The following is a 12,905-nucleotide window of genomic DNA, read 5'->3' as shown; positions in this document are numbered from 1 at the left end:
GAAGGTCAGTCAACTCGGGTATTCCTCAGCCTCAATGCATTGAAAACTACCGACGCGGAACTGACGCTCATGGCTATGGCAGCGATCATTGGCGACAGGAGGTGCCCCGTCAATGGATAGAGCAAACCAGCGGCAAGAGGTATACCCATTGAGTTGTAGAGAAAAGCAAAGCCCAAATTCTGGCGCATGTTTTTAACTGTGGCGACCGAAAGAGCTCGTGCTCGTAAGATCCCCATCAGGTCACCTTTGACCAGCGTGAGTTGCGCGCTATTCATCGCCACGTCAGTCCCCGTTCCCATGGCTATCCCCACATCTGCTCGCGCCAGGGCCGGAGCATCGTTGATACCGTCACCTGCCATGGCCACTTTTCGCCCGTGTTGCTGTAGGTCTGCCACCAGACGTTCCTTGTCTTGGGGTTTGACTTCACCGTGGACCTCTTCAATCCCCATCTCCCTGGCGACAGCCCGAGCGGTAGTAAGCCCGTCCCCAGTAGCCATGATGATTTTCACGTTGTGAGCCTTAAGCTTGGTGACGGCCTCTTTTGAGGTTGGCTTGATCGGATCTGATACGGCCAACAAACCTGCCAATGCGCCGTCGACGGCGAGGTAGATAATACTGATGCCGTCAAGTCGCAACACCTCAGCGCGCTCTTGTAGGGAGTTGGTGCTCACGCCTGCGGCTTCCATCAACGCTGTGTTCCCCAGCTGGAGCTTCTTGCCATCGACAACGCCACTGACGCCGATACCCGAATCCGACTCAAAGGATTCGGGCTTGGTGAGCTTTATGTTCTCGGCTCGGGCGTGATCGACGATCGCATGTGCTAAAGGATGCTCACTGCCCTGATCAAGGCTGGCAGCCAGGTGAAGGACGTCGTCGGGATTGAAGGTGGGAGTGGCCTCCACGCTGTGAAACACGGGCCGTCCCTCTGTCAGGGTGCCTGTCTTGTCGACAATCAGCGTGTCGATTCTGCAAAGGCTTTCAATTGCACTGGCATCTCTGAACAAAACACCCATGCTGGCTGCTTTACCTGTCGACACCATGATCGACATAGGCGTAGCAAGTCCCAACGCACAGGGACAAGCGATGATCAGCACGGCGACAGCGTTGATTAGACCAAACACCCAACTGGGCTCAGGGCCGAAAAGCCCCCAACCGATAAATGTCATTATCGCAATCGCGATAACACCCATCACGAAGTAGCCGGCAATCGAGTCGGCCATTCGTTGCATCGGCGCCTTGGAACGCTGAGCTCTCGCGACCATCTGTACGATCTGGGACAGCATGGTTTCGGCACCGACCTTCTGGGCCTCCATCACCAGGCTCCCATGCGTATTCAGCGTGGCGCCGATCAGGCTATCTCCAGCTTTCTTCATTACCGGGACTGGCTCGCCAGTGAGCATCGACTCATCCACCGCACTTTCACCCTCAAGTACCGAACCATCAACTGGCACCTTTTCACCCGGTCTGACCCGTAAGTTGTCTCCCAGGTGCACATGTGTGAGAGGAATGTCTTCCTCCTGGCCATCGGCATTGATCCGGCGTGCAGTTTTGGGCGAAAGGCCGAGAAGAGACTTAATGGCGGCGGAAGTTTGTGATCGGGCTTTGAGCTCAAGGATCTGGCCAAGCAACGTGAGCGAGATGATGACCGCTGCCGCTTCGAAGTAAACGCCGATACGTCCATCTTGCATGAAATTGGAGGGAAAACTTTGGGGGAAGAGCGTTGCTATGACGCTGTACAGATAAGCTGCGGCGGTGCCCAACCCAATCAGAGTCCACATGTTGGGACTGCGATTTTTAACCGAGGCCAGTCCCCTTACAAAAAAAGGCCATCCTGCCCATAAGGTCACGGGTGTCGCCAGAGCGAACTCGATCCAGTTTTGAGCCGAACCATGAAGAAGTTGTAACGAGTGACCCGCCATCGCGAGCACGGTTACGACCACGGTTAAGGGCAGCGACCACCAGAAGCGGCGATTGAAATCCCGGAGTTCAGGATTTTCTTCTTCATCAAGCGCCGGCATGACAGGCTCTAGTGCCATGCCACATTTAGGACAGTTACCGGGGCCGGTCTGCCGTATTTCAGGATGCATCGGGCACGTAAATTCAGTGCCCGTTTGTACCGCAGACTCCGGCGTTGTGCTGCCTGACTCGTTGCGCACCACGTGGCCACTGTAGCGCTCAGGGTCCGCTCGAAACTTCTCCTGACATTTCAGGCTACAGAACCGATACGTCTGTCCTTGGTAAGTCTCAGCAAATTTACTCGACGAAGTGACTGCCATTCCACACACCGGGTCATGTAGATCAGCATCATCCCGGGAAGCAGCATGGGTGTGATTATGGTCGTGATGGCCAGAGGTGGTAGGCATGTCTATTCCCCTTGTAAGGTGCTACTAGAAATGAGCATATTCAGTACAACGCTGATTTGCGGCTCCACAGTGGTGCGGTGATGTTTCCGCACGGACCCCGGCTGAGAAGCGTTGCTATGTTACTTGCGACTTAGCGTAGCCAACTCTTGCGTCGGGCCGGCAGAAACAGCCGACTCCGGTTTATTTCAGATCAAATTCGCCGACCATTCCCGATTGGTAATGCCCCGGCACGTTGCAGGCAAACTGAAGCCCTGCACTGTCGTTGAAGGTCCAGATCAGCTCTTGGGTTGAGCCAGGCTCAATCAGGACACTGTTAGGGTCGTCATGCTCCATTGCGACCATCTTCATTCCGCCCATGCCGTGGCTCATGCCGCTCATCTTCCCGGTACCGGTAGGGCTTAATGTTCCGTTCTTGAACATGCTTGCCATTTCTTTCTGGTGTGCTGCATGAGCAGCGGCTTTGCCGATGTTGAACTCATGCAGCAGCGAACCCTCGTTGCGAAGGACAAAGCGGATTGTTTCACCAGGTTTTACGTCGATGCTTTTAGGCTTGAAAAAAATGTCGCCCATCTCGACCTCTACAGTGCGGGTAACGTCAGAGGCCACACCAGGCTGGCCTATGTCGTCTTGTCCATGCCCAGCATTAGCCATAGCCGTAGCAGCGAAAAAAAGGGTCATTGCTGCGATGAACGGGGTAGCGAGCGTAGTTTTCATGGTGACCTCAGGAATACGTGGGAACATTGGCTATGCTAATGATGCTCAGCTGCCAGCTAACTGACTTGGGCATTACTTCTTTGTCAGTTTTCTAAATAGATACGGCGTCCAATTGACGCCGCAACAAGATGCTGACAAGTACTTATCCTGGGGGCGTTTATTGATGGTTTTCTGAAAGCATCAATTTGTGCTCGCGCTGCATCTGGCGCAAAACGTCGTCAACAATTTTGTCGTGCTTCTCCATCCAGGCTAGATGCTGTTGGGGTGACATTGAGGCATCTGGGTGATCGTTGTGGAGCTGGCTCATGATGTCGCCAAGCATCTTCATGTGTTCTGCCATGTGGACGTGACGCTCTCCTTCAGGGGCTTGTTCAGCTTTCATCAACGTGGCCTCGGCCTTGTCGCGCAAACCTTCCATACGCTCAATCACACGATCTCCGCCGCTTTCAGCCCACACAGAAGCCGAGACCAGTATCGAGCTTACAAAAAACAGCATTTTCAGGTGGTTCATCGGGGTAGCTCCTCATGAGGGAATCCGACTTCCATACGATTCATCGCTCAGAGGTCGGTCGAGCACCAATGAAGTGCTCATGTCTGAACCCTAGCCAGCACTCGCTGACATCTACCTGAAGCCAAGATTACTTTTCTGTCAGTTGCTGGTTGGCTGCCAGTTTTCGTTGCAGACTCCGCTTAACCTTTATCTGAGAACGACCTCATGAGACTTCTTGTCGCTGAAGACGAACCAAAAATAGGTATCTATTTGCAGCAAGGGCTCAACGAGGCCGGGTTCAATGTCGACCGTTTCACGAATGGAAAAGAGGCGCTTCAGCACGCTTTGAGCGAAGCCTATGATCTGCTGATTCTCGACGTCATGATGCCGGGTTTGGATGGCTGGGAAGTCCTGCAGAAGGTGCGCGCTTCCGGGAAAGACGTCCCGGTGCTTTTTCTCACCGCCAGAGACCGCGTTGAAGACCGAGTGAAGGGACTTGAACTCGGTGCGGATGACTATCTGATCAAACCCTTCGCGTTTTCTGAATTGCTTGCTCGAGTCAGAACGCTGCTGCGTCGCGGTAGCAGCGCACCTTCGCAAACCTTTATGAAACTGGCTGACCTTGAAGTGGACCTGCTCAAGCGTCGAGCCATCCGAGGAGGCAAACGCATAGACCTTACGGCCAAAGAGTTCGCGTTGCTTGAGCTTCTGCTGCGTCGTCGAGGGGAGGTGCTGCCAAAGTCTCTTATCGCCTCCCAGGTTTGGGATATGAACTTCGACAGCGATACCAACGTTATCGAGGTTGCAGTGAGACGGCTCAGGGCCAAGATAGACGACGATTTTGAGGTCAAGTTGATTCATACCTCAAGGGGAATGGGTTACATGCTCGATGCACCAGATTCGGAGTCGTGATGAACCGGATGTCCCTGACGACTCGTATGAGTCTGATGTTTATGCTCGCGGTAACGGCCGTGCTCACGGTCGCCGGACTCAGTTTCAATAACCTCAGCCGGCATCATTTCAAGATGCTGGATCAGCAGGCATTGTACGAAAAACTCCACTCGACCCAGCGGATCTTGTCCGGGCTGAGCAACATCGATCAATTCAGCGAGGCTAAACCGGAGTTAGAAGCGCTGCTGGGCGCACACCGTGATTTGACTGCGCTTATCATCGATGGCGACGGCAAGGTGCTGTTTGCGGATCCCGGCCCGGTCGACGTTCCGAAGGCGTTTCGAACAACCACAAACACAACCGTCTGGGAATGGCGGGAGCAAGAGCAGATGTTCCGTGGTGTGACTGCGCAATCCGTAGTGACGGGACAAGAAAGGCCATTAACTGTCATGTTGATTTTTGACGTTACGCAGCATATGTCCTTTTTCGAGACGCTCGAACGATGGTTTTGGATAGGGTTGGTGATCAGCGCATTGGTCAGTGCTGCACTCGGCTGGATGGTAGCTAGCAGTGGCATGCGGCCTATCCGCCAGGTCACATGGGTTGCTGCCTCCATGTCAGCAAAATCACTCAAGGAGCGTATTCCCCTGGCACCCGTTCCGAAAGAGCTTCAACAGATGGTGTTGTCGTTCAACGCCATGTTATCCAGGCTCGACGATGCATTTGTCCGGTTATCCAACTTTTCGGCAGACATTGCCCACGAACTACGGACCCCCGTGAGCAACTTGATGACCCACACTGAAGTGGTGCTTTCGAGAAAAAGAAACATCGAGGACTACGAAGACAATTTGTACTCCAATCTTGATGACTTGAAGCGCATGAGCCGGATGATTGATGACATGCTTTTTCTGGCGAAATCTGACAATGGTCTAATTACGCACGAGAGCAAGCCAATAGACCTGGTGGCTGTCGTGGAAAAATTGCTTGAGTACTACCGCCTGTTGGCTGATGAACGAGGGATCGAGCTCAAGGTTTCAGGACGGGGGAGCGTGCGAGGTGATGTTCTTATGCTCCACCGAGCGATTTCCAATCTGCTCTCAAATGCGCTGCGCTACACCTATGAAGGGACGTCAATCAGTGTCGATATTCAGCACAAGGATGCGTCGGTAACGGTTGTCGTGGAAAACTATGGTGAGCCCATTGCCCCCGAACACCTTGAAAAGCTGTTTGATCGTTTTTATCGCGTGGACCCAGCGCGGCGAGAAGGAAGTCCGAGCAACGCAGGGCTAGGTCTGTCAATTACCCGATCAATTGTCGAAGCGCACAATGGCAAGATCTGGTGTACGTCAGGCGACGGGAAAACGGCTTTTCATCTTGAGTTTCCGGCCGTCGATTCCACGGTTAGCTGAGCGACAAAACATTGGGACCAACGACGTCTTGGCGTTCTGCGTTTGCTACGCCTCTGCGGATTTTTCAAAGTGATTGAGCTCCCCTGTCCTGCGGTACGCCGTGTCTTTTCCAGGTCTTGCTACGCTCAACGATTAGATGCCAAACATCGGATCAAGCTGACTGAAATGTAATCGAACAGTTTGTGATCGTGTGGCATCGTGTTCTCGCACTGTGACGTTAGGGCTAGCGAGTTTCTCCTGTTCAACCTGGCGAAGAGGACGGGGGCTCCAAGTTAATCAACAGTGGTTTTTAAAGAAATTAAAAACTAGTTCCTCCCAAAAAACCTCGAATCAACAGCGCTTGCTGTGAGGAGTCTTGCATGTCATTCCTTAAAACTACGTCCGTGGCTGTTGCAATCACTGCTGGTTTGCTTCTGAGTGCAGTGGCCCAGGCACATCCAAAACTACTTTCTTCCACTCCGGCAGAAGGCTCGGATGCGGCGGCTCCGTCGAAAATCGAACTGCATTTTTCTGAGAATCTCACCACTCAGTTCTCCGGTGCAAAGCTGATCATGACCGACATGCCAGGCATGCCTAACTCACCCATGGGTGTAAAGGCCGCCGTCGCTGCTGGTGGTGATCCGAAAACCATGGTGATTACGCCGGCTGCACCGCTGACCACCGGCACCTACAAAGTTGAATGGCGTGCAGTGTCTTCGGACACCCACCCGATCACCGGCAACTTTTCATTCAAAGTGAAATAATCCATGAGCGACTCATTAAATATCGTGGTTCGCTTTGCTCTCTATTTTGACCTGATGTTGTTATTTGGACTGGCCATATTTGGCTTGTACAGCCTCAGGGGAAAGGAAAGGGTATCGGGCACGGTCTTGAACTTTGAGTCGCTTCTCTACGGTACTTCTGTTGCAGGTGTAGTTCTGTCCCTTGCTGCGATGTTGTTGCTTGCAAAAGCAATGAGCGGTGTATCGGAGCTTATGGAGCTACATCACCACATTTTTGAAATGGTCATCATGGGCACCGACGTTGGGCTGACCTGGATGGTTCGGATAGCCGCCTTGGTGGGGGCAATTCTGGGCGTCGCGTTGAATAAACGATATCCGACACCCAGCCTCTGGATCGTCACCGTCTGTGGAGCAATCGCGTTGGCCACGCTAGCCTGGACGGGGCATGGTGCCATGGACGAAGGCAGCCGCCGCTACTGGCATTTTCTCAGCGACATTTTCCATTTATTAGCGGCAGGTGGCTGGTTGGGTGCTCTAGCGGCCTTCGCTCTACTGCTACGGTTGAAATCGCTGAAGGGTGAGGAGGAAGCACGTATTCTTGCCCGCGTGCTGACTGGCTTTGAGTCGGCCGGCGGTGTGATTGTTGCGATCATAAGCGTTACGGGAGTAGTAAATTACCTTTTCATCGTCGGTCCCAACCTTGATGAGGTCATGCTCAGTACCTATGGCCAGTTGCTGTTTTTGAAGATCCTGCTCTTTGCCGGGATGATCGTTTTAGCGACGCTGAACCGCTTTCACTTAAGCCCGCTATTGGAGCGCTCGGTTCGCAATGGTCAATACTCTGTAGCGGTCAATGCCTTGCGCCGCAGCATGAAATTCGAATTCCTGATGGCAATCCTCATCATCTGTCTTGTCGCATGGTTAGGCACGCTAAGTCCTGAAATGGAAATGAGCGCGCAATAGAGGTTTCTGGCAGCTAACCCAGAAGCCTGGAGCGTGATTGTTAGCACCATTTCTACTGGCTACACTTCAGCCCATGACACGCTGTCTACGGCTTTGCCTGATTTTCCTGATTAGCCTGGCGCTTCCCCTCAGCGGGATGGCGGGTGTTCAAGCGCCGGAGAGCCATGTCCAATGAAACCCTTGGATGGCGGATGACAACATGGGCCAACGCTGCCGCCGTGACATGAAGTCCCCCGAACTCGGTGAACCCCGTAAGCCGAGCAAGGGTGCAAAACAGGCGGTAAGCTGCACATTTCAAAGCGGCAATGAATTTACCCTGTCGCACGGTTAAGCACTTTGCGTCAGAAATTTAATAAGCACGGAGGTGTCGGTGGTTCAATAATGATAACTGAGCACGGTTAACTTAGAGCTATTACCATCGATTTTCCCACATGTCGCCGCATGCGGTTTTAATGGGATGGCAAAATTGCGAACCACAGGACAATCCTAAGGCACGCATCCTGAAATAAACCAAGATAGCGGACTTTATTGCACAATGACGATTCTCACCTCGTACAATCTCTACGCACATGGAGTCTTTTGCCGCGTTAACTACGATTCGACAATGATTCAATGATGCGACATTGCTCTATAACACCACCGTGGCAGCAAACACTCAGTCGTGTCAGTTCGGCTTCTAAACCTCGTAAGTCCTGAATACGGATTCGAACTTGTTGGAGTTGCCCTTGCACTTTCGCATCCACAGCGGCGCAGGAAGCGTCGCGTCGGTCAGCCAGGCCGAGTAGATCGCGAATGTCATCGACGCTGAACCCAAGCGCGCGGCTGCGACGGATAAACAGCAGCCGGTTGCGCTCTTCATCTGTGTAAAAGCGATAACCCGACGGTGATCTTCCAGCAGAAGGCAGCAGCCCTGACTGCTCGTAATAGCGGATGGTTACGGCTTTGGTATCGGTCAGCTTCGCCAAGGCACCGATCGTGTACGTGGGCGCATTCATTTCTCTTGACCCTATAGTTGCTGGAATCCTCATTCTACTCGCGTCAGGCAACAAGCAAATCCTTGCTCACCGTTCTACCGATCGCCAGGCCTCTGATCGATGAAAACCCTCCCCGCCGATCTCTTCAACTCGAGTTTGGACGCTTTGCTCTGCACATGGCTGCTTACCTTCGTAGCAGAGCTTCTGTGCTGCTCGTCGGCCGCCGCATAGGGCAAGTGCCCTGTGTGCTTTGCTGTGAGGACGGGATGCCGCCTGATATTAGCGTCACGAAATAGGACGCCGTTGATGCCAACACCGTAGGCGCGAGGGGAAGCAGCATTTCCTATCTACTACCGGCCACTTACTCACTGTGATCACGTTGAACATGAATGGTCGCTGGTGGATGCCTTAAGGCATCGAAGAATCTCTTGACCTTATAGGGGCTATAAGGTGTTCACTCTCGCCATGAAAAGCGGAGAGCGTTCTCATGAAAAACTGTTGCGGTGACGAGCAAGCACCAAAAAAGCCAGCGGGCGTGGACGTTTTTGACCCTGTCGCATCCGGGAGCTGCTGTGCGACTTCCGCAACATCGGGTGAAGACGAAACCGATCGAGATCGAACTACCAGTTGCTGTTCTTCTAAGACCTCGGACGTGAATCCTGCGCTTTCAACAACCAAAAGTGCGGATGGCTGCTCTGCTGGAGGCAACGGCGGAAAGACAAGCTGCTCCACTTCATCTCCGACATCTTCTCAATATCCACCTACCGAACCGAACGAGCCCACCACCTCGGTTGTTACCGATGCATGTTGCTCTGCATCTGGAACGGATGGCCCAAGCGCGTGCGCATCCAAAGTGTCATCAGCCGTTGTCAACGACACGGCTCGCTTGAGTCGTTTCCGGATTGGGCAAATGTGCTGTCCTACCGAGCAGGCGATGATTGAGGGCAAGCTTGCAAAGATGCCTGGAATTCAGAAATTGGAATTCAACATGATGAACCGTACTCTAGGTGTCTGGCACGAATTGCCACATACCCTGGGAATCGAAGCGGCCGTGTCATCGCTTGGTATGCAGGCGGAACCGTTGAATGGCGCGGTCGACGTACCAGGCGCGGATAAGCAGCAAAGCCAGTTTGAAGCTGAATCACTGCGCAAAAGCACCTGGTGGCCGTTAGCGCTGTCTGGTATTGCTGCGGTAGGCGCGGAAATTTTGCATTTCACCCAGGCAGCCCCCGAATGGGTGATTGCTGCTGTAGCTTTAATCTCGGTAGCACTCTGCGGGCCCGCGACTTACAAGAAAGGTTGGATCTCTCTCAAAAATTTCAATCTCAACATAAACGCGTTGATGAGCATTGCGGTGACGGGAGCGGTCCTGATTGGGCAGTGGCCAGAAGCGGCGATGGTCATGTTTTTATTTACTGTTGCCGAATTGGTTGAGGCCAAGTCGTTGGATCGTGCACGCAATGCGATCAAAGGACTGATGGACTTGACCCCAAATCATGCAACGGTGCGCCAGGCAGACGGCAGTTGGCTGGACGTAGATGTCAAAACCGTCCAGATCAGCTCCTTGGTTCGAGTTCGCCCCGGCGAGCGCATTGGTCTGGATGGCAACGTGATCTCCGGCAACTCTACCGTAAACCAAGCCCCTATCACCGGGGAAAGCTTGCCCATCGAGAAAGCTGTCGGTGACCCTGTTTATGCCGGCTCGATCAATGAGTCCGGTTCCTTCGAGTACCGCGTGACGGCTGAGGCCAGCAATACGACACTGGCCCGGATTATTCATGCTGTGGAGGAAGCCCAAGGTTCACGCGCCCCGATCCAGCGGGTCGTCGATAAGTTCGCCAAGGTTTATACGCCATCGGTGTTTTTCTTCGCCCTTGCCGTTGCGATATTCCCGCCCCTGTTTATGGCCGGATTATGGGCTGACTGGATTTATCGGGCGCTGGTGCTTCTGGTAGTCGCTTGCCCTTGCGCACTGGTGATTTCGACCCCGGTGACCATTGTAAGCGGCCTCGCGGCAGCGGCGCGAAAAGGCATTTTAATCAAGGGCGGGGCGTACCTGGAAAGCGGTCGCAAGATCACCCATCTGGCCTTGGATAAAACTGGGACCATTACCCATGGCAAGCCCGTACAGACCGATTTCCTGCCTCTAGCTGATGGATTATCTAGAGATTATCGCATTGCCGCCGCGAGCCTTGCCCAACGTTCGGATCATCCGGTTTCGCGGGCTATTGCCAAACAAACGGCCCAGCAATCGCTGCGGTTGCTGGAAGTGGATAACTTCGAAGCGCTGCTGGGCCGAGGGGTCCGCGGCGAGATCGAGGGTAAGCGCTACCAGTTGGGTAACCATCGTTTGTTGGAGGAGTTGGGGTTCTGCTCACCTAATACCGAAGCCGCCCTGGGCCACCCTGAGCGGCAAGGGAAAACTGTAGTCATTCTGTCCGATGACAAACGGGCGCTGGCGTTGTTTGCAGTCGCCGATACGGTAAAAGCCACCAGCCGAGCCGCAATCGAGGAGCTTCACGCGTTAGGTGTGAAGACTGTGATGTTGACAGGGGACAACCCACATACCGCGCTGGCAATTGCCGCGCAGGTAAACATTGACGAGGCCAAGGGCAATCTCCTACCGATCGATAAGCTCAAAGCCATCGAAGCCTTGATCGATCATAAAGGCACCGTCGGCATGGTCGGTGACGGAATAAACGATGCCCCTGCGCTTGCTCGGGCTGATGTGGGCTTCGCGATGGGGGCAGCTGGCACCGATACGGCGATCGAGACTGCTGACGTAGCAATCATGGATGATGATTTGCGCAAGATTCCTGCCTTCATTCGTCTCTCCCGCCAGACCGGAGCAGTACTTACGCAAAACATTGCGCTCGCGCTGGGCGTTAAAGCCATCTTCCTAGCCGTTACGCTCACTGGTCACGCTACGATGTGGATGGCGGTATTCGCGGATATGGGGGTAAGCCTGTTGGTAGTACTGAATGGCCTGCGCTTGCTGCGCAAATGATACGGACACGATGCCTGCTTTGCTGTTCCAAGACCTGGATCCCAGTGGGTGATACCGCACGAGCAAGAGTCAGTGCTTTTCAAAAAATACCAGTTTCAGATGTACTGGAACGGTTACTACGGAATAGCCAATGAACGGTTTCCCAATGACAGCTCGTGTACAGCCGCCTACTTTGTGGTGGGGAATTGCAGCGGTCCTGGCGTTGATCGATCAAAGTCTAAAGCTTGGCGTCGAGCACCTTTATGAGCTGGGCTCATCGGTCGCCGTAGGCTCATTTTTCAACATAGTGCATGCACGCAATACCGGCGCCGCGTTCAGCTTCTTGGCTGACGCTGGAGGCTGGCAGCGTTACCTTTTCGTTGTTGTTGCGCTAGCCGTAGCATTGACGCTCGTCGCGATCCTTCAACGGGAACGTCACTGGAGCGAAGCCTTGGGCTATTGTCTCGTTTTGGGTGGGGCTGTTGGCAATCTTATCGACCGTTCTTTGCGAGGCTTTGTCGTGGACTATCTGGATTTTCACTATCAAGGCTGGCACTGGCCCGCGTTTAATCTCGCAGATATATGTATTGTCAGCGGCGCATCGTTTTTATTGGTCATAAGCGTGATTAGCCCCGCGTCGCCAAGCAAACGTTGACGATGGAGCGCCACCTTCCAGTACGTGTCCTAAGGTGGTCTGGTCGCGCATGGCTAACGCCTGGGTTAGCGGTTTTTGCTGGGCATGCTGGTCATCAAGATTGGCATCAGCATCAGGCTCACCAAATAGCTATAGGTATCGACGTGCCTGTAACAGTGGAATGCCTGCCGCGTCAGCACACCGAGTTTGCAGTGTTTATTCCAGCCGGTGTTCGGCATCGAATCAGCGGAGCCCTCATCGTTTCAATCTACTTGGACGTCTTGGCAGAAGAGGGCCAGGTTTTGCCGAAGACCATGACGCCGATTCCGATCAATATCGCCCCGGCTGACGCCGCACTAATTGCTGACTCCTTGAAGGCAGGCGCGGGAGACACTCGGTCCGCAGTGCGAAAAGCCCTACAGATAACCGATGCACCTCCAGTCGCCGATCCTCGCCTGGCAATAGTCAGCACGGCCATTTACCAGGGCATGGTACGACGTGAAGAGTTGGCAGCACTGGTACACCTGTCCCCAACTCGATTCTCGCATTGGTTCGTGGAACAAACCGGTTTGCCGCTGCGTAGCTATGCTAAATGGCTACGACTGACCCAAGCTGTTCGACATCTGGCATCCGGAGAACCTATAACCACCGCTGCGCACGCGTCAGGCTTCTCCGACTCAGCCCACTTTTCCAGAACCTTTCGCTCGCTGTTGGGTATAGATCCCTCATCGGCGCTCGCCGAAGTGAGCTTGCATTAAG

At 53.7% G+C, this 12,905-nt stretch carries 11 protein-coding genes and 1 pseudogene; 8 read left to right on the top strand and 4 right to left on the bottom strand.

The window, feature by feature from the left end:
* Positions 1-5: 5 nt before the first annotated feature.
* The 3 genes from HYI44_RS05670 to HYI44_RS05660 form a co-directional block, all read right to left on the bottom strand.
* A complete protein-coding gene (locus HYI44_RS05670) occupies positions 6-2,363 on the bottom strand; it encodes a heavy metal translocating P-type ATPase (protein WP_225568930.1) in 2,358 nt (785 codons plus the stop codon).
* A gap of 180 nt (positions 2,364-2,543) precedes the next feature.
* Entirely contained in the window at positions 2,544-3,077 is a 534-nt protein-coding gene (locus HYI44_RS05665) for a plastocyanin/azurin family copper-binding protein (protein WP_019816982.1), read from the bottom strand.
* A gap of 157 nt (positions 3,078-3,234) precedes the next feature.
* Complete coding sequence (locus HYI44_RS05660) at positions 3,235-3,588, bottom strand: co-regulatory protein PtrA N-terminal domain-containing protein (RefSeq protein WP_024014911.1); 354 nt, start codon at positions 3,586-3,588, stop codon at positions 3,235-3,237.
* A gap of 204 nt (positions 3,589-3,792) precedes the next feature.
* Between HYI44_RS05660 and HYI44_RS05655 the strand changes: the two genes are divergently transcribed.
* The 5 genes and pseudogenes from HYI44_RS05655 to HYI44_RS29515 form a co-directional block, all read left to right on the top strand.
* Positions 3,793-4,479, top strand: a complete 687-nt coding sequence (locus tag HYI44_RS05655) for a heavy metal response regulator transcription factor (RefSeq protein WP_019816984.1) — start codon at positions 3,793-3,795, stop codon at positions 4,477-4,479.
* Entirely contained in the window at positions 4,479-5,867 is a 1,389-nt protein-coding gene (locus tag HYI44_RS05650; RefSeq protein ID WP_019816985.1) for a heavy metal sensor histidine kinase, read from the top strand. Before HYI44_RS05655 ends, HYI44_RS05650 begins: the two co-directional genes overlap by 1 nt.
* A gap of 359 nt (positions 5,868-6,226) precedes the next feature.
* Positions 6,227-6,610, top strand: a complete 384-nt coding sequence (copC, locus tag HYI44_RS05645) for a copper homeostasis periplasmic binding protein CopC (protein ID WP_024014909.1) — start codon at positions 6,227-6,229, stop codon at positions 6,608-6,610.
* 3 nt (positions 6,611-6,613) lie between these two features.
* On the top strand, positions 6,614-7,552 hold the full coding sequence (gene copD, locus HYI44_RS05640; protein WP_019816987.1) for a copper homeostasis membrane protein CopD: 939 nt from the start codon (positions 6,614-6,616) through the stop codon (positions 7,550-7,552).
* Positions 7,553-7,625: 73 nt separating this feature from the next.
* A pseudogene (locus HYI44_RS29515) lies at positions 7,626-7,849 on the top strand (hypothetical protein); the annotation flags it as partial.
* A gap of 290 nt (positions 7,850-8,139) precedes the next feature.
* On the opposite strand, the gene HYI44_RS05635 reads toward HYI44_RS29515, so the two are convergent.
* The gene (locus tag HYI44_RS05635) at positions 8,140-8,547 is read right to left on the bottom strand and encodes a MerR family transcriptional regulator (protein WP_019816989.1); all 408 of its coding nucleotides are present in this window, start codon (positions 8,545-8,547) and stop codon (positions 8,140-8,142) included.
* A 913-nt stretch (positions 8,548-9,460) separates the two neighbouring features.
* On the opposite strand from HYI44_RS05635, the gene HYI44_RS05630 reads away from it, so the two are divergent.
* The 3 genes from HYI44_RS05630 (at position 9,461) to HYI44_RS05620 (ending at position 12,904) form a co-directional block, all read left to right on the top strand.
* A complete protein-coding gene (locus HYI44_RS05630; RefSeq protein WP_225568929.1) occupies positions 9,461-11,533 on the top strand; it encodes a heavy metal translocating P-type ATPase in 2,073 nt (690 codons plus the stop codon).
* Between the two features lie 130 nt (positions 11,534-11,663).
* Positions 11,664-12,167, top strand: a complete 504-nt coding sequence (gene lspA / locus HYI44_RS05625; RefSeq protein ID WP_019816991.1) for a signal peptidase II — start codon at positions 11,664-11,666, stop codon at positions 12,165-12,167.
* 143 nt (positions 12,168-12,310) lie between these two features.
* On the top strand, positions 12,311-12,904 hold the full coding sequence (locus HYI44_RS05620; protein WP_225568928.1) for a helix-turn-helix transcriptional regulator: 594 nt from the start codon (positions 12,311-12,313) through the stop codon (positions 12,902-12,904).
* Position 12,905: the final 1 nt, after the last annotated feature.

The sequence above is a fragment of the Pseudomonas sp. Y24-6 genome (genome assembly GCF_020295325.1).
Taxonomy (GTDB): Bacteria; Pseudomonadota; Gammaproteobacteria; order Pseudomonadales; family Pseudomonadaceae; genus Aquipseudomonas; species Aquipseudomonas gregormendelii.
The sequence above is the reverse complement of the archived record's forward strand: the minus strand, read 5'-3'. Positions and strand labels throughout refer to the sequence as shown.

Excerpts from the sequence above, each read along its gene's own strand:
- lspA (WP_019816991.1), top strand. The coding sequence starts at position 11,664 with ATGAACGGTTTCCCAATGACAGCTCGTGTACAGCCGCCTACTTTGTGG.
- copC (WP_024014909.1), top strand. The coding sequence starts at position 6,227 with ATGTCATTCCTTAAAACTACGTCCGTGGCTGTTGCAATCACTGCTGGT.
- HYI44_RS05655 (WP_019816984.1), top strand. The coding sequence starts at position 3,793 with ATGAGACTTCTTGTCGCTGAAGACGAACCAAAAATAGGTATCTATTTG.
- HYI44_RS05665 (WP_019816982.1), bottom strand. The coding sequence starts at position 3,077 with ATGAAAACTACGCTCGCTACCCCGTTCATCGCAGCAATGACCCTTTTT.
- HYI44_RS05635 (WP_019816989.1), bottom strand. The coding sequence starts at position 8,547 with ATGAATGCGCCCACGTACACGATCGGTGCCTTGGCGAAGCTGACCGAT.
- HYI44_RS05630 (WP_225568929.1), top strand. The coding sequence starts at position 9,461 with ATGATTGAGGGCAAGCTTGCAAAGATGCCTGGAATTCAGAAATTGGAA.
- HYI44_RS05650 (WP_019816985.1), top strand. The coding sequence starts at position 4,479 with ATGAACCGGATGTCCCTGACGACTCGTATGAGTCTGATGTTTATGCTC.
- HYI44_RS05660 (WP_024014911.1), bottom strand. The coding sequence starts at position 3,588 with ATGAACCACCTGAAAATGCTGTTTTTTGTAAGCTCGATACTGGTCTCG.
- HYI44_RS05670 (WP_225568930.1), bottom strand. The coding sequence starts at position 2,363 with ATGCCTACCACCTCTGGCCATCACGACCATAATCACACCCATGCTGCT.
- copD (WP_019816987.1), top strand. The coding sequence starts at position 6,614 with ATGAGCGACTCATTAAATATCGTGGTTCGCTTTGCTCTCTATTTTGAC.